Annotated in this window: 22 protein-coding genes; 12 read left to right on the forward strand and 10 right to left on the reverse strand. The window is 71.2% G+C overall.

Translation table 11 applies throughout. The annotated features are described in order from the left end of the window. The first annotated feature begins 2 nt into the window (after nucleotides 1-2). Both rpsI and glmM read left to right on the forward strand, forming a co-directional pair. Nucleotides 3-515 carry a 30S ribosomal protein S9 gene (gene rpsI / locus ADK41_RS19355; protein WP_030831638.1) on the forward strand — a complete coding sequence of 171 codons (513 nt, stop codon included), beginning with the start codon at nucleotides 3-5 and terminating at the stop codon, nucleotides 513-515. A 303-nt stretch (nucleotides 516-818) separates the two neighbouring features. Beyond that, on the forward strand, nucleotides 819-2177 hold the full coding sequence (gene glmM / locus ADK41_RS19360) for a phosphoglucosamine mutase (RefSeq protein ID WP_030831635.1): 1359 nt from the start codon (nucleotides 819-821) through the stop codon (nucleotides 2175-2177). Between the two features lie 80 nt (nucleotides 2178-2257). Here the strand turns inward: glmM and ADK41_RS19365 are convergent, their stop codons facing one another. The 4 genes from ADK41_RS19365 to coaA form a co-directional block, all read right to left on the reverse strand. Further along, nucleotides 2258-3001 carry a hypothetical protein gene (locus ADK41_RS19365; RefSeq protein ID WP_030831632.1) on the reverse strand — a complete coding sequence of 248 codons (744 nt, stop codon included), beginning with the start codon at nucleotides 2999-3001 and terminating at the stop codon, nucleotides 2258-2260. After that, nucleotides 2998-7251, reverse strand: coding sequence for an RICIN domain-containing protein (locus ADK41_RS19370; RefSeq protein ID WP_106979535.1), 4254 nt, complete (start codon nucleotides 7249-7251; stop codon nucleotides 2998-3000). Before ADK41_RS19370 ends, ADK41_RS19365 begins: the two co-directional genes overlap by 4 nt. 699 nt (nucleotides 7252-7950) lie before the next feature. Further along, the gene (locus ADK41_RS19375; RefSeq protein ID WP_030831626.1) at nucleotides 7951-8898 is read right to left on the reverse strand and encodes a DUF389 domain-containing protein; all 948 of its coding nucleotides are present in this window, start codon (nucleotides 8896-8898) and stop codon (nucleotides 7951-7953) included. A gap of 16 nt (nucleotides 8899-8914) precedes the next feature. Next, entirely contained in the window at nucleotides 8915-9904 is a 990-nt protein-coding gene (gene coaA / locus ADK41_RS19380; protein WP_030831623.1) for a type I pantothenate kinase, read from the reverse strand. Nucleotides 9905-10108: 204 nt separating this feature from the next. On the opposite strand from coaA, the gene ADK41_RS19385 reads away from it, so the two are divergent. Further along, nucleotides 10109-10897 carry a hypothetical protein gene (locus ADK41_RS19385; protein ID WP_030831614.1) on the forward strand — a complete coding sequence of 263 codons (789 nt, stop codon included), beginning with the start codon at nucleotides 10109-10111 and terminating at the stop codon, nucleotides 10895-10897. Nucleotides 10898-11004: 107 nt separating this feature from the next. Beyond that, on the forward strand, nucleotides 11005-12852 hold the full coding sequence (glmS, locus tag ADK41_RS19390) for a glutamine--fructose-6-phosphate transaminase (isomerizing) (protein WP_078662080.1): 1848 nt from the start codon (nucleotides 11005-11007) through the stop codon (nucleotides 12850-12852). Here glmS and ADK41_RS19395 read toward each other — a convergent pair. Both ADK41_RS19395 and ADK41_RS19400 read right to left on the reverse strand, forming a co-directional pair. After that, on the reverse strand, nucleotides 12813-13022 hold the full coding sequence (locus tag ADK41_RS19395; RefSeq protein WP_030831608.1) for a DUF397 domain-containing protein: 210 nt from the start codon (nucleotides 13020-13022) through the stop codon (nucleotides 12813-12815). The genes glmS and ADK41_RS19395 overlap by 40 nt on opposite strands. Nucleotides 13023-13030: 8 nt before the next feature. Further along, nucleotides 13031-13867: a helix-turn-helix domain-containing protein gene (locus tag ADK41_RS19400; RefSeq protein WP_030831606.1), complete on the reverse strand. Its 837-nt coding sequence runs from the start codon at nucleotides 13865-13867 to the stop codon at nucleotides 13031-13033. Nucleotides 13868-14070: 203 nt separating this feature from the next. Here ADK41_RS19400 and ADK41_RS19405 point away from each other — a divergent pair, with 203 nt between their 5' ends. Continuing rightward, nucleotides 14071-14484 (forward strand): ATP-binding protein, encoded by a 414-nt coding sequence (locus ADK41_RS19405; RefSeq protein ID WP_030831603.1) that lies wholly within the window; start codon nucleotides 14071-14073, stop codon nucleotides 14482-14484. Nucleotides 14485-14916: 432 nt separating this feature from the next. On the opposite strand, the gene ADK41_RS41725 is transcribed toward ADK41_RS19405, so the two are convergent. Next, on the reverse strand, nucleotides 14917-15297 hold the full coding sequence (locus tag ADK41_RS41725; protein WP_158717696.1) for a DUF3592 domain-containing protein: 381 nt from the start codon (nucleotides 15295-15297) through the stop codon (nucleotides 14917-14919). 256 nt (nucleotides 15298-15553) lie between these two features. After that, entirely contained in the window at nucleotides 15554-16240 is a 687-nt protein-coding gene (locus tag ADK41_RS19410) for a hypothetical protein (protein WP_158717695.1), read from the reverse strand. Between the two features lie 366 nt (nucleotides 16241-16606). Here ADK41_RS19410 and ADK41_RS19415 point away from each other — a divergent pair, with 366 nt between their 5' ends. Then, nucleotides 16607-16891: a hypothetical protein gene (locus ADK41_RS19415; protein WP_030831598.1), complete on the forward strand. Its 285-nt coding sequence runs from the start codon at nucleotides 16607-16609 to the stop codon at nucleotides 16889-16891. 710 nt (nucleotides 16892-17601) lie between these two features. On the opposite strand, the gene ADK41_RS19420 is transcribed toward ADK41_RS19415, so the two are convergent. Continuing rightward, nucleotides 17602-17991, reverse strand: coding sequence for a hypothetical protein (locus ADK41_RS19420; protein WP_234318938.1), 390 nt, complete (start codon nucleotides 17989-17991; stop codon nucleotides 17602-17604). A gap of 487 nt (nucleotides 17992-18478) precedes the next feature. Between ADK41_RS19420 and ADK41_RS19425 the strand changes: the two genes are divergently transcribed. Together ADK41_RS19425 and ADK41_RS19430 are read left to right on the forward strand one after the other, a co-directional pair. Next, a complete protein-coding gene (locus tag ADK41_RS19425) occupies nucleotides 18479-18850 on the forward strand; it encodes a holo-ACP synthase (protein WP_030831592.1) in 372 nt (123 codons plus the stop codon). Nucleotides 18851-19083: 233 nt separating this feature from the next. Further along, the gene (locus tag ADK41_RS19430; protein ID WP_030831589.1) at nucleotides 19084-19920 is read left to right on the forward strand and encodes an RNA polymerase sigma factor SigF; all 837 of its coding nucleotides are present in this window, start codon (nucleotides 19084-19086) and stop codon (nucleotides 19918-19920) included. 96 nt (nucleotides 19921-20016) lie between these two features. Here the strand turns inward: ADK41_RS19430 and ADK41_RS19435 are convergent, their stop codons facing one another. Beyond that, complete coding sequence (locus ADK41_RS19435; RefSeq protein ID WP_030831585.1) at nucleotides 20017-21207, reverse strand: hypothetical protein; 1191 nt, start codon at nucleotides 21205-21207, stop codon at nucleotides 20017-20019. 148 nt (nucleotides 21208-21355) lie between these two features. Here ADK41_RS19435 and ADK41_RS19440 point away from each other — a divergent pair, with 148 nt between their 5' ends. From ADK41_RS19440 to tsaE, 4 genes are all read left to right on the forward strand, one after another. Beyond that, nucleotides 21356-22789 (forward strand): bifunctional ADP-dependent NAD(P)H-hydrate dehydratase/NAD(P)H-hydrate epimerase, encoded by a 1434-nt coding sequence (locus ADK41_RS19440; protein ID WP_030831582.1) that lies wholly within the window; start codon nucleotides 21356-21358, stop codon nucleotides 22787-22789. Between the two features lie 149 nt (nucleotides 22790-22938). Continuing rightward, entirely contained in the window at nucleotides 22939-24129 is a 1191-nt protein-coding gene (gene alr / locus ADK41_RS19445; RefSeq protein WP_030831579.1) for an alanine racemase, read from the forward strand. Continuing rightward, nucleotides 24126-25340 carry an alpha/beta fold hydrolase gene (locus tag ADK41_RS19450; protein WP_030831576.1) on the forward strand — a complete coding sequence of 405 codons (1215 nt, stop codon included), beginning with the start codon at nucleotides 24126-24128 and terminating at the stop codon, nucleotides 25338-25340. The genes alr and ADK41_RS19450 overlap by 4 nt, the downstream gene beginning before the upstream one ends. Next, nucleotides 25309-25839, forward strand: a complete 531-nt coding sequence (gene tsaE / locus ADK41_RS19455) for a tRNA (adenosine(37)-N6)-threonylcarbamoyltransferase complex ATPase subunit type 1 TsaE (RefSeq protein ID WP_030831573.1) — start codon at nucleotides 25309-25311, stop codon at nucleotides 25837-25839. Before ADK41_RS19450 ends, tsaE begins: the two co-directional genes overlap by 32 nt. Nucleotides 25840-25871 lie beyond the last annotated feature (32 nt).

The following is a 25871-nucleotide window of genomic DNA, read 5'->3' on the forward strand; positions in this document are numbered from 1 at the left end:
TCGTGGCCGAGACCACTGCCGAGCAGCCGCTCGAAGAGCTTGACATCGACAGCTACACCACCGAGTCCGAGGTGCCCGTCGAGGGCGAGTACACCTCGGAGTCCATGGCCTCCCGCTTCGGCGAGCCCCAGCCGGCCGCCGGCCTGGGCCGTCGCAAGAACGCCATCGCCCGCGTCCGGATCGTCCCGGGCTCCGGCAAGTGGAAGATCAACGGTCGCACCCTCGAGGACTACTTCCCGAACAAGGTGCACCAGCAGGAAGTCAACGAGCCCTTCAAGGTGCTCGAGCTCGAAGGCCGCTACGACGTCATCGCCCGCATCGCGGGTGGCGGTGTCTCCGGTCAGGCCGGTGCGCTCCGTCTCGGTGTCGCCCGTGCGCTGAACGAGGCGGACGTCGACAACAACCGCGGCCCGCTGAAGAAGGCCGGCTTCCTCAAGCGCGACGACCGTGCGGTCGAGCGCAAGAAGGCCGGTCTGAAGAAGGCCCGTAAGGCCCCGCAGTACAGCAAGCGCTGATCTCGCAGGCGCTCGCGCGTACTCCGAACGCCCCGGCGGCACGCCACAGTGCTGTCGGGGCGTTCGTTTATTCACTGCTGTGGGCGTATAACGGCACAAGGCCCTCAAAGGCTCATGTGATCGGATGGTCGGATATCGTCGCTGGGGCGTATGTCCGCGGATGCGGAGCCGCACGCGCGTCGCGACCGTCGAACACCTCACCAGCACCGTCAGCGGCGCGACCGTCGACCGCGCGGACGGGCCCGGCGCCCCGGCACGGCCTCGGCGACGGCTTTCGATACTGACGCACCCTCAGGAGGACAAGTGGGACGACTCTTCGGCACGGACGGCGTGCGCGGTGTCGCCAACGCGGACCTGACGGCGGAGATGACGCTCGGGCTGTCCGTCGCCGCCGCGCACGTACTGGCCGAGGCGGGCACGTTCGAGGGACACCGGCCCACCGCCGTGGTCGGACGTGACCCACGCGCGTCCGGGGAGTTCCTGGAGGCCGCCGTCGTCGCGGGCCTCGCCAGCGCGGGCGTGGACGTCCTGCGGGTCGGCGTGCTGCCGACGCCGGCGGTGGCGTACCTCACCGGTGCGCTCGGCGCCGACCTCGGCGTCATGCTCTCCGCGAGCCACAACGCCATGCCGGACAACGGCATCAAGTTCTTCGCCCGCGGCGGTCACAAGCTCGCCGACGAGCTGGAGGACCGGATCGAGTCCGTGTACGAGGAGCACCGCACCGGCGCCCCCTGGGACCGCCCGACCGGCGCCGGCGTCGGCCGCGTGCGCGACTACGAGGAGGGGCTCGACCGTTACGTCGCCCACCTCGTCGGCGCCCTTCCGAACCGGCTGGACGGTCTGAAGATCGTCCTCGACGAGGCGCACGGCGCCGCCGCGAAGGTCTCCCCGGAGGCGTTCACCCGGGCCGGGGCCGAGGTCGTCACCATCGGCGCCGACCCGGACGGGCTCAACATCAACGACGGCTGCGGCTCGACCCACCTCGGCCGGCTGAAGGCCGCGGTCGTCGAGCACGGGGCCGCGCTGGGCATCGCGCACGACGGCGACGCCGACCGGTGCCTGGCCGTGGACCACACCGGCGCGGAGGTCGACGGCGACCAGATCCTCGCCGTGCTCGCGCTGGCGATGCGGGAGCGTTCCGCGCTGCGCTCCGACACCGTCGTCGCGACCGTGATGTCCAACCTCGGCTTCAAGCTCGCCATGGAACGCGAGGGCATCCGGCTCGTCCAGACCGCGGTCGGCGACCGCTACGTGCTGGAGGAGATGAAGGAGAAGGACTACGCCCTCGGCGGCGAGCAGTCCGGCCACGTCATCGTCCTCGACCACGCGACGACCGGCGACGGCACGCTCACCGGCCTGCTGCTCGCGGCGCGGGTCGCCCGGACCGGCCGTACGCTGCGGGACCTGGCCTCGGTGATGGAGCGCCTCCCGCAGGTCCTCGTCAACGTGCCGGACGTGGACAAGTCCCGCGTGAAGACCTCCGCGGAACTCGCCACGGCCGTCACCGAGGCCGAGCGCGAGCTGGGGGAGACGGGCCGCGTGCTCCTCCGCCCCTCGGGCACGGAACCGCTGGTCCGCGTCATGGTCGAGGCCGCGGACATCGACCAGGCCCGCTCGGTGGCGAGCCGCCTGGCGGACGCGGTGAAGTCGGCGCTGGGGTAGACGCGCAGAGTGTTCCGACTCGGCCCGGTGGAACGGGGCAGGTGATCTCCCCGTTCCACCGGGCCGGTTTCGTCCCGTGACTAGATCTGCCGGTCCCCTTGCCAGGTGACCGACGTCATCGCGGCGAGACCTCCGTGGGCCAAGCCCTTGTAGGTCACGGTCCGGGCGGGGCCGAGTTCGTGCGCGACCTGTTGGGCCAGCTCCATCCCCTGGTGGAACAACCTCTGCCACACGGTGTCGTACTTCCCCTCTTCCCGGTCTCGCAGGTCCAGGTTCAGGGTGGTGTCGATCTCGTCCGCCCAGGCGCGGAGCGAGGAGACGAGTCCGTCGGACAGGTCCAGGGCTGCGGCGGGGTCGTCGGGAAAGAAGTCACCGAAGCCGTCCGAGCGGAGTGGAGCGAATTTGTACTCGCCTTCGACCGTGATGTGGACGGGGTGCGGTGGCGCGTTGTGTTCGTCGCGTTCCCAATGCAGGCGGTCACAGCCCCAGCACACCCACGTCGCCGTCCGGTGGCGCTCGTCCCGGTAACGCACCACCCATGACGGTCCGAGTCGCCGAGCCAGACGCCGGGCGATCACCAAGCCTTGCTCGGCGTGCTTACGCAGGTCCGGCCGGGAGGCGAAGCCCTCTGACGGGCGGGACAGCGACCAGGAGCGCAGCGTGTCGGCCAAGTCGTCGGGCAGGTCCAGCCGGCCGTCGTCCAGGGAGACCCCAAGGGTGAAGGCACCGAGGTCGTCGTGGACACCGCCGTCCTGCGGCTCGTACAACGGAGACGGCTCGCCCCGGGCGTGCACGAGGACGTGCCGCGGTTCTTCGAGGGTCATGCGATGTTCGCTCCGATCACGTATCCGTTGTCGCCCACGCTGACAGCCACGCGTTGGGTTTTACCCTGGAAGACGACCTCGAAGATCGGCCTCCCGGCCCCCTGGGTGCCGACCCTCGTGCCTTCGGTCAGGGCGGTCTTCACGAGGGCGGGAATGTCGTCCACTCGGACTCCCGCGTCCGCGAATTCTCCCGCGTGACGGAAGATGATGTGGGTCAGGCCCGCGTTGACGTTGCCCTTCTCGAGCCAAGCGAGAGGCACACCGGGTTTGGCGTACTGGATCACCCAGATCGTGTCCGCCTGGTTGAACTTCACACCGGCGTCCTTGAGCTTGTCCAGGAGCTTCGGATCGAGTGCGCCGCGATGGATCTTGGCTCGTTCCGCCACGCCGAGTGCGATGCGCAGCCCCATTCCTGCCGCGCTCGTGGCGTCACCGACCTGGGCGGCTCCCTTCTCCCCATAGATCTTCTTCAGGTCCTTGAGTACCTGCGCGGCGTCCTCACCGGTCTTGATGGCCTTCTCGGCCCGTGTGGCGAGCTTGACGGCCTCGGCGAGCTTGGTTGCGACCGACGGCGGTACGAGGATCGCGGCGGCCCAGGCACAGCTGGACTTGTCGCCGTGGAAGCACTGGAAGGCATCACCCAGCACCAGCTCGTACAGGACCGCTCCGACCGTTTCCCCGAAGAGGTTCTGCCAGCCGATCCTGGTGATCTCCTCGAAGGTGAAGTGGTGGGTCCAGTTGTTGGTCTGGTCCTTCAGCGTCTCCGTGCCGAGGTACTGCGTGTCCTGCTTCGGGCAGCCGCTCTCGGTCGCGGGGACATCGGGGTTGAGGCAGTAGTAGTAGCTGACCGTGACGTCGACGTGCAGCTCATAGGTGACCGTGCAGCCCTGGAGCGTGTAGACGCACTCGTTGAGCTGTTTGGCCGGTCCCGCCTCGGTGACCTTGTCGACGACGTAGAACGTGCCGCCGATGCCCGTGCCGGCGCCCGACGCGACCTGTTGGTTGGCCTGTTTGCGTTCGGCGGACTCCGCCGCCTCCTGGGCCTCCTCCGCGTACTTCAGGGCGTCCTTCGCGGCCTCCTCCGCCTCAGTGGCGGCGGCGTCCGCGCGGTCGGCGGCCGACCGGGCGTCCCTGGCGGCCTCCTCGGCCTCCGTGGCGGCCTCGCGGGCGGCCTCCGCGTCGAGCGCGGCCTCGTCGGCGGAGTCGCGGGCGGCCTCGGCGTGGCTCTCGGCGCGGCCCGCGGCCTTGTCGGCGGCCTCCGCGTCCTCGGTGGCCTGGCGGTCGTACTCGACCGTGCGGGCCAGTGAGGCGGCGGCCTTGGACGCGGCGGTGGCGGCGTCGGCGGCGTAGCCGAGGGCCTCCTTGGCGTAACCGCGGGCGTCGGCGGCGTGGCCGGCGGCGTTCGCGGCGTGGACGTAGGCCTGCTTCGCGTCGCCCGTCGCCTGGTCGGCGAGGTTCTTGGCGGCGGAGGCCTCGGCCTGCGCGTTCTTGGCGTGGGCCTCGGCGACGGCCTTCTGCTGCTCGGCGATCGACTTCGACGCCTGGCCCGTCAGCACCACCAGGCCGGCGGCCGAGTCGGTGTCGACGTAGGGGGAGCCGAGCTGGATCGCGTCGTTGGCGGGCTTGGCGACCTGCGCGGCGGCGTTGCCGGCGTCCACCGCGGCCTGGGCGGTGACATGGGCGAATCCCGCCGCCTTCGCCGACGCGACGAGGGCCTTGGCGGCCTCCTTGCTCGCCTCGTTCGCGTGGGTCTTGGCGGTCTTGGCCTGCTGTTCCGCCTCGTCGGCCAGTTCGACGGCCGTCTTGGCCTCGGAGGCGGCGTGCTTCGCCGCCTTGATGGCGTCCGCCGCGGCACTGGTCGCGGTCCTCACCGCGGCGTCGGCCTTCAGCTTCGCCGCCTGGGCGTCGTCCGCGTGCGCGCGGGCCCGCTTGGCGGCGGCCTCGGCGCGGGTCGCGGCGGCGTCCGCGTCGGCGGCCGCCTTCGTCGCGGCGTCGGCCGCGGAGCGGGCCTTCACCGCGGCGGCCTCGGCGTCATTGGCGTGCCCGTTGGCCGCGTCGGCCGCGGCCCTCGCCTCCTGGGCGTTGGCGTCGGACTCGTGCGCCTGGGCGTACGCCTCCTTCGCGTCGGCCTTGGCGCGTGCGGCGTCGGCCTTCTGCTCGGCGTCCCAGGCGTCGTCGCGCAGGTCGCGGGCCTTGTCCTTGGCCTTGACCGCGGCGTCGCGCTTGTCGGACGCCGTGCCCTCGGCCGCCTCGGCCTTGTCCTTGGCGTCCTTGGCCTTCGTCGCCTCGGCCTCGGCGGTCTTCCGGTGCTCGGCGGCCTCGGCCTGCTTGGCGGCGGCCTTCTTCTTCTCCGCCTCGGCCGTCTTCTCCTCGGCCTCGGCGGCCAGGCGCTCGGCGCGGGCCTCGGCGGCGGCCGTCTTGGCCTCGCCCTCGGCCTTCAGGGCCTCGGTGAGCTTGGCCTCCGCGGTCTCCTTGTCCTTCTTGGCGTTGTCCCGGTGCACCTTGGCGGCGTCGGCGGCGGCCTTCGCCTGCAGTTCGGCGGCGTGGGCGGCCTCCCTGCGGAACTCGGCCTTGGACTGGGCGGCCTGCGCCAGCGCCCGCTGGGCGATGGTCGCGCTGTCGCCGGCGGCCGCGCGGGTGGCGGCCTCGGCGGTCTCGCCGGCCTTCACCAAGGCCGTCAGCGCCGCCACGACTCCCTTGGTGACCTGCGCCTTCTGCTGGCCGGCCAGCAGACCGCGACCACGCGGCGCACCCTTGGCGTCGGCGATGGTGTAGGCGGCCTGGGTGGCGGTGTCCGAAGAAGTGGCGGCCGTCTTGGCGAGCTCCAGCTGCGCCTTGATGACGGCGAGCTGCTTTTTGGCCTGAGCCTGGGCGTCGGTGACACCCTTTTTCGCCTTGTCGAACTGCGCCTTGTCCGGATAGAAGAGGCTGTCGGTGCCCTGGTGGCCGGACGGCTTGATCAGGAACTTCTGCGAGGAGGCGTCCTTGCAGTCCCACAGCCGCGCGTCCGTGCTCTTGGTGAACGCGCTCAGGTCCAGGCACTTGCCGGTGGTCACGCTTTTCAGCGGCGCGGTGGCGCGGACGTCGCCCTTCCACGACTGTCCCTTGGACTTGTAGCAGTCCGAGATCTGGATCTTCGTGCCGTTCGCCGAGGTGTTCCCGGCCACGTCCAGGCACTTCTGTGAGCCGACGTTGCGGAGGTGCAGGTCGTTCTCGCTGCCCTCGAGCGTCCACTGCTGGGCGGCGCCGCCGTTGCAGGTGTAGATCTGGACGGGAGTGCCGTTGGTCTTGCCACCGCCGGCCACGTCCAGGCAGCTGCCCTTCGCACCCGGCACCTCGATCGTCACGTGGCTGTCACCGATCCAGCCCACCCCGCCGGCGGACCAGTAGTCCTGCCAGCGGGCGAGGTGGTCGGCGAGCCAGGACTGGCCGAGCATGTCGGCCATCGCCTCGGAGCCCTTGGTCAGGGCGGCGGTGGCGCCACGGTTGGCGGTGAGGATCTGGTTGCGCTGGGTGGCCTGGGACGTGATCTCCTGCTGCCACTCCTGCGCGGCGATGTCCTCGACCTGGCGCAGGGCCTTGTTCGGATCGATCGGGTCCTGCCAGGCGCAGGACACAAACCGGGTCTTCATGTCCTCGACCGCGATGCGGTACTCCGCCGTGCCCGGCTGGGGAGCGGTGCGGGGGAAGCCGCCGGAGGCCAGGAAGATACGGGCGTTGTCCGCGCTCGCGGTGGGGAAGCCGTCCGTCAGCTCCTCGAATGCCCGCTCTTCGTAGTACTGCCGTTGCCACTCGTCAGTGGGCAGGGACGGATCATAGGGCTTCTCACCGTAAAGCGGGGTACCGAGGTCGATGACGGCCTTGAGGGTTTCCTCGTCCGCCTCCGGAGTCGGGTCATAGAAGTTGAATTCCTCATTCCAGTCGGGTCCGCCAGCCCACTTGCCCAGGCCGGTCTGATCGTAGAAGTCCTCGCCCTCGCGGACGCCCGGCACCCATTGGAACTCGGCGACGGTGAATCCCCCGGGGACCTCCAGGCCGTCGAGCGGCTTCTCCCATGCATCCCGGCGTGAGTAGAGGCGCTCCCACGTGGCGTCCCAGTCGGCCTCGTCCTTCTCGTGCGCCTGGCGCAGTGGGCCGTCGAAAGAGCCGTCCAAATCGGCCAGCTCGCGCAGCTTCTCCGGGGTCTGGTTGAGGGCGTTCTGCGCGAAGCTGTACATGCCTGGCCCGCCCAAGCGCAGGGCGTCGTTCATCAGGCACTGGTCGAACCGCAACTGCTCGTCGACGGTGGTCTCGTACCAGTCATCCGGGCGGTCGCTGGACCGGGCCGTGCTCGATCCGGTGGGCAGACCAGCGGGTTCGGGGCCTACGACGAGTGTGGCCGGGATGGCGAAGGCGGTCAGCAGCAGGGTGACACGGGCGAATGGCCTGGGTCTCCCCGGCGCTGATGTCGGGAAGAGCGGTGATCTGGAATGCAAGGGTGCACTCTCTTCTCATAATGAGGAGGGCGACCGGAGTTCCGCCGGTGAGCGCAGGAGGACCATGAAGACGTCCTGACTCCTGCGGCGTTGGGAACCGCGAACGAACCCGGTACGAGATGCACGGATGGCAGATGGTGCGGCATGCGACGCGCCCCTCCCCGTGACGGCGCTGTTCCCCCGGTCGCTGATGGACGTGCGGTGACGGACTGGTCAGGTCCGGTCACGCGGGGCGCAACACTAGGCAGAACCCCAGGAACTGGGAAGAGGGCCGGTTCCCGCGCCGGAGAGGGGGTGGCTCGATCTTTACTACTGGCCGGTAGCCGTCCGGGTTCACTCTTTCCTCACGCCACAAGGGGTGTTTGTGAACCTTTGGTGTTCACGTGATGAGGGAAGTGGTGATTACCTGACCGAAGTTGGCTGATTGCCGACGGGTGTCGGAGTGGACAAGAGGGCTCCGGAACCGGCGGCCGGTCAGCTCCCGGCGCGTTTGCGCAGGCGTCGGTGCTGGCCGGACCAGAAGTACTTCTGCGCCAGCAGGGTGAGGGTGCCCGCCAGGGTGATGCCGAGCAGGTTGAGCAGCAACTGCTCGGTGGAGCCCCAGGTCTGGACCGTGTCGCCGTAGCTCAGCGCCACCGCGGCGTTCGCGGCGGCCGGGACCGTCGTCACCGAGATGGCGACGCCGACCAGGGCGCCGGACTTGGCGGACGTCAGCGAGAGCGTGCCGGCCGCACCCGCCAGGACCGCCACCACGAAGGAGAACCAGTCGGGGGCGTACACGAAGCCGGTCTGCGGCCGTTCGCCCTCCAACCGCTCCTTGGTGAACAGCCCCACCGCGTCCATGAAGAGGCTGAACCCCACCGTCACCGCCATCGCCACCGCGAAGCCCACCAGCAGGGCGATCACCGAGCGCAGCGCGAGACGGGGCCGGCGCTGCACGGCCGCGGTGGAGATGCCGGCCAGCGGCCCGAACTCCGGCCCCACCGCCATCGCGCCCACGATCAGGACCGCGTTGTCCAGCACCACGCCGCACGCCGCGATCATGGTGGCCAGCGTGAGGAACGCGAGATAGGTGACCGAGAGCGTCGACTCCTCGTGGGTGGCCTCGGTCAGGTGCTCCCACAGCACCGCGTCCGCGCTCTCGCCCGGTGCGGCCTTCTCCGCCTCCTCGGCCCGCGTCGACAGCGACAGGTCGATGTTCTCCACGGCGATGGAACCGCTCGTCTCCAGCCCCAGCCGCTGCAGCCCGCTGAGCAGGTCGTCACCGGCCTCCCGCGCCACGTCGCACAGCACCACGTCCCCGGCGGGATCGCGGGCGGCGCCCGGCAGCACGCACAGGTGCGTGGTGCCGATCGTCCCCTCGATCAGGCGGACCACGTCCTCGGTCTTCCCGACCGGTGTGATCAGGCGCAGGTGCAGCATGGCGGCAGGGTAGCGGTCAGAGCTTGCGCAGGCTCAGGCGCTGGACCTTGTGGTCGGGGCCCTTGCGCAGGACCAGGGTGGCCCGGCCCCGGGTCGGGGCGATGTTCTCCACGAGGTTCGGTCTGTTGACGGTGCGCCACATCGTGCGGGCGTAGTCGAGGGACTCCTCCTCGGAGACCTGGGTGTACCTGCGGAAGTACGACGACGGGTCCTGGAACGCGGTCTCGCGCAGCCGCTTGAAGCGGTTGAGGTACCAGCGCTCGATGTCCTCCGTGCGGGCGTCGACGTACACGCTGAAGTCGAAGTAGTCGGCGAGGCCCACGCGCGTGCGGCCGTCCTGGCCGGGCAGCGCGGGCTGGAGGACGTTGAGGCCCTCGACGATCAGGATGTCCGGGCGGCGCACGGTGAGTTTCTCGCCCGGGACGATGTCGTAGATCAGGTGGGAGTAGACGGGGGCGGAGACCTCCCCCTTGCCCGCCTTGACGTCGGCGACGAAGCGGGTCAGCGCACGGCGGTCGTACGACTCGGGGAAACCCTTCCGCGACATCAGGCCCCGTTCCTGGAGCTCCTTCGTCGGGAGCAGGAAGCCGTCCGTCGTCACCAGTTCCACGCGCGGGTGCTCGGGCCAGCGGGACAGCAGCGCGCGGAGCAGCCGGGCCACCGTGGACTTGCCGACGGCCACGGAGCCGGCGACCCCGATGACGAAGGGCGTGCCCGACTGGGAGCCCTGCTCGCCGAGGAACGTGTTCAGCGCGCCCCGCAGTCCGTCGGTGGCGCCGACGTAGAGGTTGAGCAGCCGGGACAGCGGCAGGTAGATGTCCCGCACCTCGTCGAGGTCGATGACGTCACCGAGGCCGCGCAGCTGTTCGACCTCCGCCGCCGTGAGGGGCAGCGGAGTCTTGTCGCGCAGCGCGCTCCACTCGGCGCGGGTGAGGTCCAGGTAGGGAGTCGCCTCCGGCCGCTGCCGGTGGGCGCTCCGGGGTATCGGGGAGACCGGAGAGATCACAGTCCATTGTTAACGGAGTTCGAACGGGGCGACAGGTGGGCTGTGTCACGCCGGCCCGCCGCTTCCCGGATCACGCGGTGGTCACGGTCGCATACCGGGTGATCACCCGATGATCATCTGTGCGGTGGCTGTGTGCGGGATCCGCTTGAATTACGCGCACTGCGTTGCGGAGTCCTCCGCGCCTTCGAGAAAGAGTTCCCACCCGTGAGAACCACCGCCGTCCGCCGTACCGTGCTCGCCGCCTCCGCCGCCGCGCTCGCCCTGCTCGTCACCGCCTGCGGTGGCTCCGGCGACGAGGACGAGGCCGGCGACGGCAAGGGCAAGGGCGACTCGACCGCCTCCGCCTCCGCCGCGCCGGCGGCCAAGGCGCTCACCGCCGCCGAGCTGGAGAAGGCCGCGCTGGCGCAGGCGGACGTCAAGGACGGCAAGGTGACGGAGGTGTCCGCCGCGGAGGACGCCTCCGCCGACAAGGTGAAGTCGAAGGACGCCGCCTGCCAGCCGCTCGCCCAGCTGCAGATGGGCGTGCCCGCGGGCACGCCGGCCGCCGCGGTGAAGCGGTCCTGGACGGGCGAGCCGCAGAAGCCGGCCGGGGACGTCAGCCCCGAGGAGGCCCTGCTCGCCGGGCTCGACGCGGAGAAGATGATCGTCACGCTCGCCTCCTACGAGGACGGCGGGGCCGAGCAGGTGATCAAGGAGGTGGAGGCCGCTGCCGGCACGTGCGCCGGAGGCTACGCCTACGACGCCATGGGCGAGGCCCTCAAGATCGTGTCGGTCGAGAAGACCGAGGCGCCCGGTGGCGGCGACGAGGCGGTCGCGGTCACGGCGTTCATGGCCGCGGAGGAGGGCGTGAAGGCGCCCATGAAGCTGGTCGTCGCCCGCAAGGGCGCCACCGTCGCCTCCTTCACCGTCACCAACTTCGCCGCTGCCGCCACCGGCGAGGACTTCGACTTCCCGACGGCGGTCTCCGACGCGCAGCTCGGCAAGCTCGCCTGACGCACCCGCGTTCCGTTCCCACCGGCGCCTCGCGCACCGGTGGGAATTTCCGTTTCCGGGCAGGCGAAGGCCTTTTCCGGTGGCCGACGGACCGTAGGCTGCCGAGTATGTGCGGAATCGTGGGATACGTGGGGCCACAGTCGGCGCTGGGCGTCGTGACGGCCGGACTGAAGCGGCTGGAGTACCGGGGGTACGACTCGGCGGGCGTCGCCGTGCTGGCGGACGGCGGCCTGGCCACCGCCAAGCGGGCCGGGAAACTCGTCAACCTCGAGAAGGAGCTGGCCGAGCGGCCGCTGCCGACCGGGACCACCGGCATCGGGCACACCCGCTGGGCCACCCACGGCGGTCCGACGGACGCCAACGCGCATCCGCACCTCGACAACGCGGGCCGGGTCGCCGTCGTCCACAACGGCATCATCGAGAACTTCGCCGCCCTGCGCGAGGAGTTGGCCGAGCGCGGCCACGACCTCTCCTCCGAGACGGACACCGAGGTGGTCGCACACCTGCTCGCCGAGGAGTTCTCCGGCTGCGCCGACCTCGCGGAGGCGATGCGGCTGGTCTGCCGGCGCCTGGAGGGCGCGTTCACCCTGGTCGCCGTGCACGCGGACGAGCCGGACGTGGTGGTGGGCGCGCGGCGGAACTCCCCGCTGGTGGTGGGCGTGGGGGAGGGGGAGGCCTTCCTCGCCTCCGACGTGGCCGCGTTCATCGCGCACACCCGGGACGCCGTGGAGCTGGGGCAGGACCAGGTGGTCGAGCTGCGCCGGGACGCGGTGACGGTCACCGACTTCGACGGCCGCGCGGCCGACGTCCGCGCGTACCACGTCGACTGGGACGCCTCCGCCGCAGAGAAGGGCGGCTACGCCTCCTTCATGCTCAAGGAGATCGCCGAGCAGCCGAAGGCGGTCGCCGACACCCTGCTGGGCCGTATCGACGGATCGGGCGCGCTCACTTTGGACGAGGTGCGCATCCCGGCGAACGTCCTGCGCGAGACCGACAAGGTCGTCATCGTCGCCTGCGGCACGGCCTTCCACGCCGGGCTGATCGCCAAGTACGCCATCGAGCACTGGACCCGGCTCCCCTGCGAGGTGGAACTGGCGAGCGAGTTCCGCTACCGGGACCCGATCCTCGACCAGCAGACCCTCGTCATCGCCGTCTCCCAGTCCGGCGAGACCATGGACACGCTGATGGCGCTGCGCCACGCCCGCGAGCAGGGCGCGCACGTGCTGGCGATCTGCAACACCAACGGCTCCACGATCCCGCGCGAGTCCGACGCCGTGCTGTACACCCACGCCGGTCCGGAGGTCGCGGTCGCCTCGACTAAGGCGTTCCTGACCCAGCTGGTCGCCTGCTACCTGGTCGCGCTGTACCTGGGCCAGGTGCGGGGCACCAAGTGGGCCGACGAGATCCGCGCGGTGGTGCGGGACCTGTCGTCGATCGCCGGTGCCGTGGAGCGGGTCCTGGAGACGATGGAGCCGGTCCGGGAGCTGGCGCGGTCGCTGGCGGGGAAGGACACGGTGCTGTTCCTGGGGCGGCACGTGGGCTACCCGGTGGCGCTGGAGGGCGCGCTGAAGCTGAAGGAGCTCGCGTACATGCACGCGGAGGGCTTCGCGGCGGGCGAGCTGAAGCACGGGCCGATCGCGCTGGTCGAGGACGACCTGCCGGTGGTCGTGGTCGCCCCCTCACCGCGCGGCCGCTCCGTCCTCCACGACAAGATCGTCTCCAACATCCAGGAGATCCGGGCGCGGGGCGCGCGGACGATCGTCATCGCGGAGGAGGGCGACGAGGCGGTCGCGCCGTACGCGGACCACCTGATCCGCGTCCCGGCCACCCCGACGCTGCTCCAGCCGCTGGTGGCGACGGTGCCGTTGCAGGTCTTCGCCTGCGAGCTGGCGACGGCGCGGGGCAACGAGGTGGATCAGCCGCGGAACCTGGCGAAGTCAGTGACGGTGGAGTAGCCCTTCACCCCGTCCAGGAACGCGGAGAAGGCCCCGGCCGGGAAGGCGAGGGTCGCCCCGGCCGGGGCTTTCGAGTCGCGTATGCCCACGTGGGTGGAAGTGTTCGCGATCTCCACGCACTCGTTGCCGTCGCCTGGGCCCGAGTAGGACGACTTCCGCCAAGTGTCCATGGGGTTCCTCACAACTCCTTCGCCAGCCTGTGGATGAATTCACGTGACTGTTCAGGTCCGAGTGACGCGGTCTCCACTTTACGGAAACTCGTTCGGTAGGTGGTGAGCTGTGCCTCGGCGTCGAGGAAGGCCGAGCCGTGCAGCGCGTCGCGGACCACGGTGTCGAGCTTGGGCAGGGGGCCGCCCACGTACGTCATCGCGCTTGAGGCGCTGGCGAACCCGTCCAGGTCGAAGGGGATGACACGTACGGTGATGTGCTCCGCTTCGGAGAGTTCGAGGAGCCTGGCGAGCTGAGCCCTCGCGGTGGCACGGTCGCTGACCCTGATGCGCAGCGCCGCCTCGTGGATCAGTGCTTCGTACGGAATCGTGAACTGCTGGCGTGCTTTTCGATGCCGGATGCGCAACTCAAGTTCTTCATCAGTCAGTTCCGGCAGTCTGGACGAGAAGACGGCACGCGCGTACTCCTCCGTCTGCAAGAGGCCGGGCACGTAAAGGATCGCCACATGGCGGAGGAACCGGGCGTGGTGTTCCAGCTCGGACAGGTCCAGGAACGACGTGGGGAGGAGGCCTCGGTACTCCTCCCACCAACCGCGTGTCCTGTCGGTGGCCATCGCCACCAGGGCGTCGATGAACGCACCGTCGGTGCAGGCGTAGTGAGAAGCCAGGCGGCGGACACGCTGCTCGCTCACGCCCGCCAGCGCCGACTCGATATGGGTGATCTGGGCGGGGCCCACGCCGAGCAGTCCGGCTGCCTGACGGGAGTTCAGTCCCGCGGCTTCACGGAGTCTGCGCAGTTCTGTTGCCAACCGCACCTGACGTGCTGTCGGTTCGCGCCTCTTCACCATCGACTGGTCTTCCTAACGCGCTTGCAGGCGTGACTCGTTCGACGTCAGATTACGCGACCGGCTTGCAGCGTCCCTAGATTTAGATCTACCGTCAGTGACGTGACGTAAGCGCAGCGGAAGCGCACCGTTCCGTCCTGCCACGACGGCTGCGGCACTGCCACCGCTCGTGAGTCAACCCCACCCCCACTGAACGGAGTTCACGCATGCCCGAAAACGAGCCCTGGGAGTACTCCCTCTCCATTCCCAACGACCCCCGCGCGGTCACCGTCAGTCGCCGCACCCTCCGTCTCATCCTCACGATGCACGGGCTGATCGGGCTGGTCGACGTCGCCGAGCTGCTCGCGGCGGAGCTGGTCGCCAACGCCGTACGGCACACCAAGGGGCCGGCCGCTCTGCGGGTGCGCTGGGCGGCCGGCGTGCTGCGGATCGGGGCGTGGGACACCGACCCCGCACCGCCCGACGCGCCGCTGCCCTTCGAACGGTCCGCGGACCTCGGCTTGGAGGATGGGCGCGGACTGGCGCTGGTGCGGGCGTGTTCCGACCTGTGGGGCTGGCAGCCGCTGTCCCGGGACGGCAGCCGGGGGAAGCTGGTGTGGTGCGAGCTGGATGCCGTCTGACGGGGTTCGCCCGTGACCATTGAGCCATTCGCATGGCCTCCCGGTGAGCCGCACGTCGGCCGTCCGATGGGGCAACGGCTCCCGCATCGTGCGCGGCCGCACCATCCGGCGGGACGCGATCTCCCGGGGCTCATGACACCCACCCTGCTGGAAACGGTGAGCATCCGGCAGATGAATGCCACTCACGCACTCGGATGAGCGGTACGTGCACACTCGAGGCCGAAATGCTTCCATTTCTCAGAGGGGCATGTGCCTCCCGGTCGGGCGGTCGAGAGGCATGCCCTGCGACGTGGTGCGGGCGGTCAGGCGCTTTGCGTTCCCGCACGCAATCCGCGGTCATCTGCTGGGGAAACGGCAGTCCGCGAAGTGTCCCGCAGGGACGGACCGGAGACTCGGTCCGGCGGCCCAACCCGGCCAGCGGGTGGGGAACACTCAGGCGGCCACCACGAGCGCGGTGAACACGGCCACTCCCACCAGCAGGCCGAACAGCGCAGTGCCGACGTTGAGATCCGTGGCGACCTTGGCCTTCTGCGGCTTGTCCGGCAGATACAGAAGGCTGCGCGTCTCGCCGATCTCGGCCAGTGGCTGGCTGTGTGCCGTCGTCATGACGCGGGCAACCTGCCCGTCGGCCGCCGTGAACTCGAATTCGCATGTGACGCTCGGTTTTGCGGTGCTGGGGTTTCGGTGCACGGCAACGCATACGCCGTCACATGTGACACCCCTTCTTATGAAGGGGACATCGCGCCAAAGAAGCACCAGACAAGGGATGATGAAAAAGACGCCGATAAGTACGGCGGGTGCGACAAGTTTCACGACATCTCCCAAGGGTCGGCCAACAGGAGCCGGCACCGCAACCTCGCGAGGAGAGCTGTGACGGCGAGTGGTGCGACTTCCGGCCAGGGAGCACCCGTAAGGGCTGGTGAGGCGCCCGTGGAGACGCACCGTGAACCGGAGTGCACGATCGAAGACGTCGGTGGTTCGGGTGAAGACCCACGGAATTCAACCGGTCGGGTAGGGGCGCAGCCGCAACCACCCGCGTATCCGAGGTCACGCAACGAGACCTCCACCATCATGAGAACGGCTGCGAGAACAACCAGAGGCCGGCCGGGATGCTCAGCAGGTCCACTAGCAGGACACCGAAGAAGATCCGGAACTCGGCAGGGTTCTGCGGCATTTCGTACTTCCCGTCTCTGCTCCGGAAGCGCCGCAGGGGCGCGAACCGTTCTCCTGGAGCACCGATGACGATCTTCACCAAGAAGAGATAGCCGAACAAATATGCGGTACCGGTGAGGCATACCATCAGGAAAATGATGTTCACGTCTCCGTGGTAATTCGCGATACCCGTGACGGTGACCCGTAACCAGGCGGAAAGCGCACCGACCGGCAGTGCGAGAAGGTGTACCAGCGCACCCCTGCTCGATGCATTCACCGAATACAGAAGGTAAGCGATCGCGGCGATGCCGGCGATGAATATCGAGAGGATCCCGAATCCCGTCCCGGCTGGACATCTCGGATATCCAATTTCCCCGCAGTTCCCGTACCCGACGTTCCAGAGGCCGCGGGTCACGGCATAGACGCCGCCCCAGATTAATATGCCGAAAATCGGAGGCAGCGCGAACGTCAGAACGTTCACGTCACCGCTGTTTTGTTTTGTCCCCCCGGCATTCACGGGCGGAACACTACTGATCACCGGCCGCCCCGACAAGCCCTGCCCTTCCACTGTGCCCGACGCCGGCCGTTTCCAGGGCTTGATCAAGTTCCGTAGGTGTCCGGATCGTCGGTGATGCCCGGGACGGGGAGTGCTCGGTGGGGACGCGAACCGGTCACGGCGCCTGCCCTCCCGCCCGGTGTTACGCCGCGGGCGCCCGCCCGCAGGGCGACCCGGGGGCGCCGGTGCGCCGTCCGGCAGCCGCTCGGGGGAGCGGACCGGCTTGCCGGAGCCCTTGGGGGATGCGGCCGGTGTGTGCGGACGGTGCCGGACCGGGGTCCTCGACAGGAGAAAGTGGATTTTTCGCTGGGTGGTGAACCCATGGCGGCGCCCGCCCGTCTTGCCTCCCGCAATCGCTCAGGGAGCCACTGGCCGGCAGTGCGCGGCCGGTTTCCCCGACGTAAGGAGAAGCGTATGAAGTCCTGGCGTTCCCGTACGGCCGCCGCGGCCCTGGTCGCCGCCGCGGCCGTCGTCCCCCTCACCGCGAGCACCGCCTCCGCCGCGGCGAGCCCTTCCGGGGGCTTCTCGGCGGCCGGCGGCGGGCTGTGGACGATACGTCCCATCGGTGGTACCTGGGGAACGCTCGCGGAGTGCGAAGCGGAGAAGGCGGAGTTCGCCAAGCAGAACACCACGTACATGGCGCTCTATTGCATCCAGGACTCGCGGGGCGCTTGGGACCTCTGGGGTCTGCCCTTCTAGCAGGGATGAGGTGACCCGTTCCGCAGAGGACCGGTGTCGTCCGGAGCCCGGTGTCAGCCGCACGGTTCCGCCGGTGCCCCGCCCGTGAACGGCGGCCACGCGTCGGCCGCCCGGGGCCGGAGGCATCGCAGGTGAAGGCCACTCGGGCGACGCCCCCGCAGCGGACCCTCCACCGGAGCGAACCACTCCGGTGGAGGGTCCGCTGACCGGCACCGCACACGGGCCGTCCCGCCCGCCCTCCCGCCGGCGTCACGCCGCGGGCGCTCTCCCACGGGGCGGCCCGGCGGTGCCGGTGCGCCGCCCGGTCTCCCGGTCCAGCCGCCCGGGGTGCGCTCGACCGGCGCCCCCAGAGATCTTCGGGAGTGCGGACGGTGCCGGGCCCGGAGGGGAGAGAGGAAACCGGATCTCTCGACGGGTGGTGGCGCCAGTGTCCTCGCACCCGCGTCAAGCGGAGCCGTCCGCCGGCGTCCTCACCACGCAACGCTTCGGGAAGACTTCACGCCGACAGCCGCCGACGAGACCCGTCCGGATCGCCGGCCGGACCATCCTGTGATGGTCCGCGACCGTTCTGCCGCACACCCTGTCGTCGGACTCACCTGATCTGCGACGGACGCGGCACACCGCTCAAGGTCATCACCGCCGCGGCCAACGTCAACGACGTCACCCAGACCCTCACCCTGGTCGACGGCGTCCCACCCGTCACGTGAGCCTCAGGCCAGTGCCGCTCCCGCACAGCAGCCGAGGGCCGCGCCCGTCAGGCTCAGGGCGAGAAGGAGGTTGCGCGCGCGCTCCTCCGAGGGCCCCGATGCCGCCACCGTGCCGCCGCGGTCGAGTCGCACGCACCACAGCAACAAGGCGGTGCCCCATCTGCGGAACAGCCGGCGTCCGTACAGCACGCCGGGCAGCAGGGCGCTCAACAGGCCTATGACGGCCATGACCACCCTGCTCTGGGACGTGTCGGCGATGAACGCGGCGGACCACAGGAAGCGGGCCCCGAGGACCGCACCCACCACGACGGGCACCACGGCGGCCGGCATGGGCCCGCGGACGCCCTCCCGCCACAAGTAGGCGAGCAGTACCAGCGCTCCGAAAACCGCCACCCACGGCCCCGCCAGCGCGTAGCCGGTGCCCGACGGACACGGCACACCGATACGTGGGCCGCAGTTCTCGGCCCTTCCGGCGAATCCCCACATGAACATGAAGAAGCTGCTTACTCCACCTAGGATCAGCAGATTGAGAACGAAAACGGTGATTCCGGACGTGAGCATATTGTTCGGAGCAGGCTCTTTGTCACGCACCTTTCCCCCCATTCATATGTACGCCGAACGCTACTGAACTTGCTCGGGTGATGCCGGGAGTGGTCGCGACCGCAGGGCGTGGAAGATTCCGAGGGCGGAGAGCCCGGGAGTCCGGCGAGGGGGTCCTCCGGGCGGTCCCGGCTCGGTGAAGCCCGGATCGCCGGGTCGGTGCGGGATTCGGGCCGTGGTCCGCGTCGAGGGCGCCTGGCGACCGATGAAGCGGCCCGGAGGCCGCGTGGCGGCAGGCACGCGCCCCGTCCGCCCCGCCCCGCCGCAATAAGGTGCCCGTATGAGCATCATCGGAGTCGGGATCGACGTGGCCGAGGTCGAGCGGTTCGCGGCGTCGCTGGAGCGGACGCCCGCGCTGGGCCGGCGGCTCTTCCTGGAGAGCGAGCTGCTGCTGCCCAGCGGTGAGCGGCGCGGCGTCGCCTCGCTCGCCGCGCGGTTCGCGGCCAAGGAGGCGCTCGCCAAGGCGCTCGGGGCGCCCGCGGGGCTCCACTGGACCGACGCCGAGGTGTGGTGCGAGGACAGCGGGCAGCCCCGGCTGCGGGTGAAGGGGACGGTGGCCGCCCGCGCCGCCGAACTGGGCGTGCGGTCCTGGCACGTCTCGCTCAGCCATGACGCCGGGGTGGCCTCGGCGGTCGTGATCGCGGAGGGGTGAGGCCCGTGTTCGCCTTCCCCGGGGTCGGGGTCGACCTGCCGGTCTGGGGCGACGCGTTCCTCGTCGTCGCCGCCGTGCTCGCCGTCGTCTTCGCCCTCGTACGGCTGCTGCGCCGCCGCCGATGAAATATGTGAAAAGAGGGTGCGTGTATCGCGTGGACCGGGGTACAAGCGGTTGAGCCGGTGCCGGAAGTGGGGCCGACCGACCAGGGAGGGCGAACAGTGACGTCGACGATGACACGGACCGACCGAGCTCAGACAGTGACCGAACTGCCGGAGGTCGCCGATCCCGGTCAGGTCGCGCCGAAGGACGCCCGGGAGCTGTCCAAGCAGTTCTTCCGCCGGCTGGCGGAGCTGGAAGAGGGCACGCACGAGTACCAGTACGCGCGCAACACGCTGATCGAGATGAACATGTCCCTGGTCCGCTTCGCGGCCGGCCGGTTCCGCAGCCGCGGGCCGGAGGAGATGGAGGACATCGTCCAGGTCGGCATGATCGGTCTGATCAAGGCGATCGACCGGTTCGAGCTGTCCCGCGAGGTGGAGTTCACCTCCTTCGCGATCCCCTACATCGTCGGCGAGATCAAGCGGTTCTTCCGGGACACGTCGTGGTCCGTGCACGTGCCGCGCCGGCTCCAGGAGGCCCGGGTGCAGCTCGCCCGCGCCACCGAGGAGCTGCGCAGCCGGCTGGGCCGCACGCCCACGACGGCCGAGCTCGCCCAGCTGATGAGCCTGACCGAGGAAGAGGTCAACGAGGCCCGGATCGCGTCCAACGGCTACAACTCCGCGTCCCTGGACGCCGCCATCGGCAGCGAGCCGGACGGCGAGAGCGTGCTCGCGGACTTCATCGGCACCGAGGACGCCGCGCTGGAACTGGTCGAGGACTTCCACGCGCTGGCGCCGATGATCGCCGAGCTCGACGAGCGCGAGCGCAAGATCGTGCACTGGCGCTTCGTGGAGGAGCTGACGCAGGCGGAGATCGGTGAGCGGCTCGGCTGCTCCCAGATGCACGTCTCGCGCCTGCTGTCCCGCACGCTGAAGCGGCTGCGCGCGGGGATGCTCACCACGGACTGAGGCGACGAAGGGCGTGCGGCGGGACGCACGGCGGGGTGCACGGCGGGGTGCGGCGACAGGGAGCGCCGCACCCCGCCGTGCGTGTGCGCGCCTCCGCTAGCAGATCGACTGGCCGCTGTTGACCAGCCGGTTGTTGCGGAACGTCGTGTTCTCGCCGCAGGGGCTCTCGCGGATCGACGAGTTGGTCACCGTGAGGTTCTGGACGGTGATGTCCCGGTTGTTCGCGAACTCCGTCCGCGCCGCCAGCCGGATCTCGCCGCCGCCGGTGACGGTGCCGCTCTGCGCGGCGAGGTTCACGTTGGAGCAGTTCTCGATGAGGATCGCGTTGTTGCCGGTGTTCGAGAGCGTGATCCTGTCGATGGTCGCGCCGCCGCTCTCCGAGACGCAGAACACGCCCCGTCCGCCGCCGCGCGCGACGACCTCGCCGACGCGGATGTTGGTGGGGTAGGAGTTGCCGATGCGGCCGTTGCGGTTGGCCATGCGGAAGGCGGCGTACCCGGTGCCGGCGCCGGCGTTCTCCGCGTCCACCCTGGAGACGGTGGCGTTGATCGTCTGGTTCAGCAGCAGGCCCGACTCGCCGACGTCGCGGGCGGTCACCGTGCCGACGGTGAGGCCGTCGACGCCGTAGGTCTCCACGGCGTGGCTGGACGCGCCGGAGACGTACACGTCGTCGATGCGGACGTTGCGGGTCCACTGGCTGGTGTCGCCGCGGTTGTCGATGCGGACGCCGAGGCCGCGGGAGAGCCGCATGTCGATCTGGCCGAGGACGACGTTCTGCACGTTGCGCAGGAAGATCCCGTACAGCGGGGCGCCGGTGACGTCGAGGTGCTGCACCTCGATGTCGCGGGTGCCGCGGGAGTAGACCGGGGCCTGGTCGCCGGAGCCGCTGCCGGTGACGTCGATGGTGCCGCAGACGTCGAGGGCCGTGTAGCTCGGCAGGGAGATGCGGGAACCGGCGGAGACGGAGCCCGAGCCGCGGACCACGACCCGTTCCTTGCTGGTGCGGCCGGGGGTCAGGCTGTTGATCGCCGCCTGCACGGCCGCGCGCATGTCGGTGCCGGTGTGGACCGTGCTGCCGCCGCGCCTGGCCGTCCAGGTGCCGCCGTTCAGTACGGCCTCGGCCTGGTAGGAGCCGTCGCCGCAGGCCGCGGCGCGGGCGGGGGCCGGGGCCGCGGTGGTCGCGGTGGTGGGGGAGGTCGCGGCGCCGGCCGGGGCCGTCATGGCGCCGGCGGCGGTGAGGAGTGCGGTGGCGCCGGCTGCTGCGAGGAGTGCGGCTCTGCGTCCCATGGGTCCTCTGCTTCCGTCGTCGAACCGATTCGACTGAATCGATTCATTCGGTGGGGGGCCGAGAGTTTGGCAAGGGCATGACGAGGAGTCAAGCGGTCCGCCCCGCCGGTACGGGAGTCGACGGGCCGTCTGCGGGAGACTCGGACGCATGCGTACTGCGTACAGCGTGGAGACGGTCAGGACGGCGGAACGGGAACTGATGGCACGGCTGCCGGAGGGGGCGTTGATGCAGCGCGCCGCCGCCGGGCTCGCCGCGGCCTGTGCGGACGTGCTGGGGAGGGTGTACGGCAGCCGGGTCGTACTGCTGGTCGGCAGCGGGGACAACGGCGGTGACGCCCTCTACGCCGGCGCCCGGCTCGCCCGGCGCGGCGCGGGCGTGAGCGCGGTGCTGCTCGCGCCCGAGCGCGCCCACGCCGGGGGGCTCGCGGCGCTGCGCCGGGCGGGCGGGCGGAGCACGGGCACGGACGGCGCCGAGGGGCTGATCGAGCGGGCCGATCTCGTCGTCGACGGCATCGTCGGCATCGGCGGCAAGGGCGGGCTGCGCCCGGAGGCGGTGCCGCTCGCCGAGGCGGCCGAGCGGGCGCGGGCGGCCGTGGTCGCCGTCGACCTGCCGAGCGGGGTCGACGCCGACACCGGGGAGGTGCGGGGGACGGCGCTCCGCGCCGACCTCACGGTGACCTTCGGGACGCACAAACCGGGGCTGCTGATCGACCCGGCGCGGGAGTACGCGGGGTCGGTGCGGCTGGTCGACATCGGGCTGGAGCTGCCGGCCGAGGCGGAACTGGAGGCGTTGCAGCACGCGGACGTGGCCCGGCTGCTGCCGGTGCCGGCCGTCGAGAGCGACAAGTACCGGCGGGGCGTCGTCGGGATCGCGGCCGGGTCCGCCCGCTATCCGGGGGCCGCGGTGCTCGCGGTGGCGGGGGCGCTGCGGGGCGGTGCGGGGGCCGTACGGTACGTCGGTCCCGCCGGGCAGGCGGTGATCGCCCGCTTCCCCGAGACGCTGGTGTCGGACGGAGGGCCGAAGCGCGCGGGGCGGGTGCAGGCGTGGGTGGTCGGACCGGGGGCCGGGGACGACGCGGCGACGGTGGCGGAGGTGCTGGCGGCGGACGTGCCGGTGCTGATCGACGCGGACGGGCTGCGGCTGGCGGAGGCGTCGGCGGTCCGGGGGCGGCGGGCGCCGACGCTGATGACCCCGCACGCGGGGGAGGCCGCGGCGCTGCTCGGGGTCGAGCGGGAGGAGGTCGAGGGCGGCCGGCTGGGCGCGGTGCGGGAGCTGGCGGGGCGGTACGGGGCGACGGTGCTGCTGAAGGGGTCCACGACCCTGATCGCGTCCCCGGGCGGGGGCGCGGTGCGGGTGAATCCCACGGGGACGTCGTGGCTGGCCACGGCGGGGAGCGGGGACGTGCTGTCGGGGCTGGGGGGCTCGCTGCTGGCGGCGGGGCTGTCGGCCGTCGACGCGGCGAGCGCGGGGGCGTATCTGCACGGGCTGGCGGGACGGTTCGCGGCGGACGGGGCGCCGATGGGGGCGCACGACGTGGCGGAGGGGATCGCGGGGGCGTGGCGGAGTGTGGTGCGGGGGTGAGGCGGGCGCCTCGGGGATCTCGCCCCCGCCGCCCTTGCCCGTCCCGCCCCGGGGGGGCGCCGCCCCCGGGCCCCCGGCTCCTCACACGCCGGAGGGGCTGAATCAGCCGACGGGAAGGCGCGGCGGGGCGCTCTGAGAGACTGGGCGGGATGAACGAGACAGTCGCCCCGGGGGGTGCGGAGCTGCGGGCCCGCGCCCAGATCGACCTCGCCGCCGTGCGGGCCAATGTGCGGACCCTGCGCGAGCGCGCGCCCGGCGCCGCCTTCATGGCCGTGGTCAAGGCCGACGGGTACGGGCACGGCGCCGCCCCCTGCGCGCGGGCGGCCGTGGCGGCCGGGGCGACCTGGCTGGGCACCGCCACCCCGCAGGAGGCGCTCGCGCTGCGCGCGCCCGGCGCCGGGGTGCCGGACGGCGTACGGATCATGTGCTGGCTGTGGACGCCCGGCGGGCCCTGGCGGGAGGCGATCGAGGCCGACCTCGACGTGTCCCTGAGCGGCGGGTGGGCGCTGGACGAGGTCGTCCGGGCCGCCCGTCTCGCGGGACGGCCCGCACGGGTGCAGCTCAAGGCCGACACCGGGCTCGGGCGCGGCGGCTGCCAGCCCGGGGACGACTGGGCGGAGCTGGTCGCACGGGCGCTGCGCGCCGAGGCCGAAGGGCTGCTGCGGATCACCGGCCTGTGGTCGCACTTCGCCTGCGCCGACGAGCCGGGGCACCCCTCCATCGCCGCCCAGCTGACCCGGTTCCGGGAGATGGTCGCGTACGCCGAGAGCCGGGGCGTCGACCCCGAGGTACGGCACATCGCCAACTCGCCCGCCACCCTCACCCTCCCCGAGAGCCACTTCGACCTCGTGCGGCCCGGCATCGCGATGTACGGCGTCTCGCCCAGCCCCGTGATCGGCACCCCCGCCGACCTCGGACTGCGCCCGGCGATGACCCTCTCCGCCTCGATGGCCCTGGTCAAGCACGTTCCCGGCGGCCACGGCGTCAGCTACGGCCACCACTACGTCACCCCGGGCGCCACCACCCTCGGCCTCGTCCCGCTCGGCTACGCCGACGGCGTCCCGCGCCACGCCTCCTCCACCGGGCCGGTCCTCGTCGAGGGCAAGTGGCGCACGGTCGCGGGACGGGTCGCGATGGACCAGTTCGTCGTCGACCTGGGCGGGGACGAGCCGGAGCCGGGCGCCGAGGCCGTCCTCTTCGGGCCCGGCGACCGCGGTGAGCCCACCGCCGAGGACTGGGCGCAGGCCGCCGGGACCATCGCGTACGAGATCGTCACCCGGATCGGAACCCGCGTCCCGCGCGTCTACGTCAACGAGGGGAACGAGGGGAGCGGTACGTGAGCGAGGGCATCGCGGAGGCCGCCGCCTCCGCGGCCGGGGGAGGCTGGCGCCGGGCCACCGGCGTCGCGGGCGTCGCGCTGGGCGTGCTCGCCACCGGGGCCGCCGCCGGCGTGGCGATAGAGCGGATGACGGTCGGCCGGGGCATACGCCAGAAGGCCCGGCTCGCCCTCGACTCCGCGGGGCCGTACGGCGCGCTGCGCGGCACCCCCGGCAAGGCGTACGCCGACGACGGCACCGAGCTGTACTACGAGGCCGACGACGTCGACCCCGTCCCGACCCCCGAGCGCAGGCGCCGGCTGTTCGGCCGCAAGGCCCCCGCCCCGGTCACCGTCGTCCTCAGTCACGGCTACTGCCTCAGCCAGGACTCCTGGCACTTCCAGCGGGCCGCGCTGCGGGGCGTCGTGCGGACCGTGTACTGGGACCAGCGCAGCCACGGCCGCTCGGCGCGGGGCACGGCGCAGGTGGAGCGGGGCGAGCCGGTCACCATCGAGCAGCTGGGGCGGGACCTGAAGGCCGTCATCGACGCGGCGGCGCCCCAGGGCCCGCTGGTGCTGGTCGGTCACTCCATGGGCGGGATGACGGTGATGGCCCTCGCCGACCAGTACCCGGAGCTGATCCGGGAGCGGGTCGTGGGCGTCGCCCTGATCGGTACGTCGTCGGGGCGGCTCGGCGAGGTCAACTTCGGGCTCCCGGTGGCCGGCGTCAACGCGGTGCGACGGGTGCTGCCGGGGGTGCTGAAGGCGCTGGGGCAGCGGGCCGAGCTGGTGGAACGGGGGCGCCGGGCGACGGCGGACCTGTTCGCCGGAGTGATCAAGCGGTACTCGTTCGCGTCCCGGGACGTGGACCCGGCGGTCGCCCGGTTCGCCGAGCGGATGATCGAGGGCACGCCGATCGACGTGGTCGCCGAGTACTACCCGGCCTTCAACGACCACGACAAGACCGAGGCCCTCGCCCACTTCGCCGGCCTGCCGGTGCTGGTGCTGGCCGGGGTGCGGGACCTGGTGACGCCGAGCGAGCACAGCGAGGCGATCGCCGATCTGCTCCCGGAGGCGGAACTGGTGCTGGTCCCGGACGCCGGGCACCTGGTGATGCTGGAGCACCCGGAGGTGGTCACCGACCGCCTCGCCGACCTGCTCACCCGCGTGGGCGCGGTGCCCGCAGGAGCTACGGTTGGTGGTCATGGAAGCAGCAGCACCGCACACCCCGGCTGAACCGACGCCGCCCGCGAACTCCGTGGAGCTGACCGTCACCTCCCCCGAGCAGATGCGCGAACTGGGGCGCAGGCTCGCCAAGCTGCTGCGCGCCGGCGATCTGGTCCTGCTCTCGGGCGAGCTCGGCGCGGGCAAGACGACGCTGACCCGGGGGCTGGGCGAGGGGCTCGGCGTGCGGGGCGCGGTCACCTCGCCGACGTTCGTGATCGCCCGGGTGCACCCGTCCCTGGGGGACGGTCCGCCGCTGGTCCACGTGGACGCGTACCGGCTCTCCGGCGGCCTCGACGAGATGGAGGACCTCGATCTCGACGTCTCGCTGCCGGAGTCGGTGATCGTCGTGGAGTGGGGCGAGGGCAAGGTCGAGGAGCTGACCGAGGACCGTCTCCAGGTCGTCATCCACCGGGCGGTCGGCGACACCTCCGACGAGGTGCGCCGGGTGACCGCGACCGGCCTGGGCACGCGCTGGACGGCGACCGACCTGACCGTGCTGTCGGCCTGACGGAGGCGTCCGGGCGTCCTGTCGGCCCGGCC

Origin of the sequence: Streptomyces caelestis, from assembly GCF_001279005.1 — a bacterium.
GTDB classification, from domain to species: domain Bacteria; phylum Actinomycetota; class Actinomycetes; order Streptomycetales; family Streptomycetaceae; genus Streptomyces; species Streptomyces heliomycini.

Bases quoted from the DNA above. Each gene is read 5' to 3' on its own strand.
- ADK41_RS19365 (WP_030831632.1), bottom strand. From the start codon at position 3,001: ATGACCCTCGAAGAACCGCGGCACGTCCTCGTGCACGCCCGGGGCGAG.
- ADK41_RS19370 (WP_106979535.1), bottom strand. From the start codon at position 7,251: ATGAACGACGCCCTGCGCTTGGGCGGGCCAGGCATGTACAGCTTCGCG.
- ADK41_RS19375 (WP_030831626.1), bottom strand. From the start codon at position 8,898: ATGCTGCACCTGCGCCTGATCACACCGGTCGGGAAGACCGAGGACGTG.
- glmS (WP_078662080.1), top strand. From the start codon at position 11,005: ATGTGCGGAATCGTGGGATACGTGGGGCCACAGTCGGCGCTGGGCGTC.
- ADK41_RS19395 (WP_030831608.1), bottom strand. From the start codon at position 13,022: ATGGACACTTGGCGGAAGTCGTCCTACTCGGGCCCAGGCGACGGCAAC.
- ADK41_RS19400 (WP_030831606.1), bottom strand. From the start codon at position 13,867: ATGGTGAAGAGGCGCGAACCGACAGCACGTCAGGTGCGGTTGGCAACA.
- ADK41_RS19405 (WP_030831603.1), top strand. From the start codon at position 14,071: ATGCCCGAAAACGAGCCCTGGGAGTACTCCCTCTCCATTCCCAACGAC.
- ADK41_RS19415 (WP_030831598.1), top strand. From the start codon at position 16,607: ATGAAGTCCTGGCGTTCCCGTACGGCCGCCGCGGCCCTGGTCGCCGCC.
- ADK41_RS19425 (WP_030831592.1), top strand. From the start codon at position 18,479: ATGAGCATCATCGGAGTCGGGATCGACGTGGCCGAGGTCGAGCGGTTC.
- ADK41_RS19430 (WP_030831589.1), top strand. From the start codon at position 19,084: ATGACACGGACCGACCGAGCTCAGACAGTGACCGAACTGCCGGAGGTC.
- ADK41_RS19435 (WP_030831585.1), bottom strand. From the start codon at position 21,207: ATGGGACGCAGAGCCGCACTCCTCGCAGCAGCCGGCGCCACCGCACTC.
- ADK41_RS19440 (WP_030831582.1), top strand. From the start codon at position 21,356: ATGCGTACTGCGTACAGCGTGGAGACGGTCAGGACGGCGGAACGGGAA.
- alr (WP_030831579.1), top strand. From the start codon at position 22,939: ATGAACGAGACAGTCGCCCCGGGGGGTGCGGAGCTGCGGGCCCGCGCC.
- tsaE (WP_030831573.1), top strand. From the start codon at position 25,309: ATGGAAGCAGCAGCACCGCACACCCCGGCTGAACCGACGCCGCCCGCG.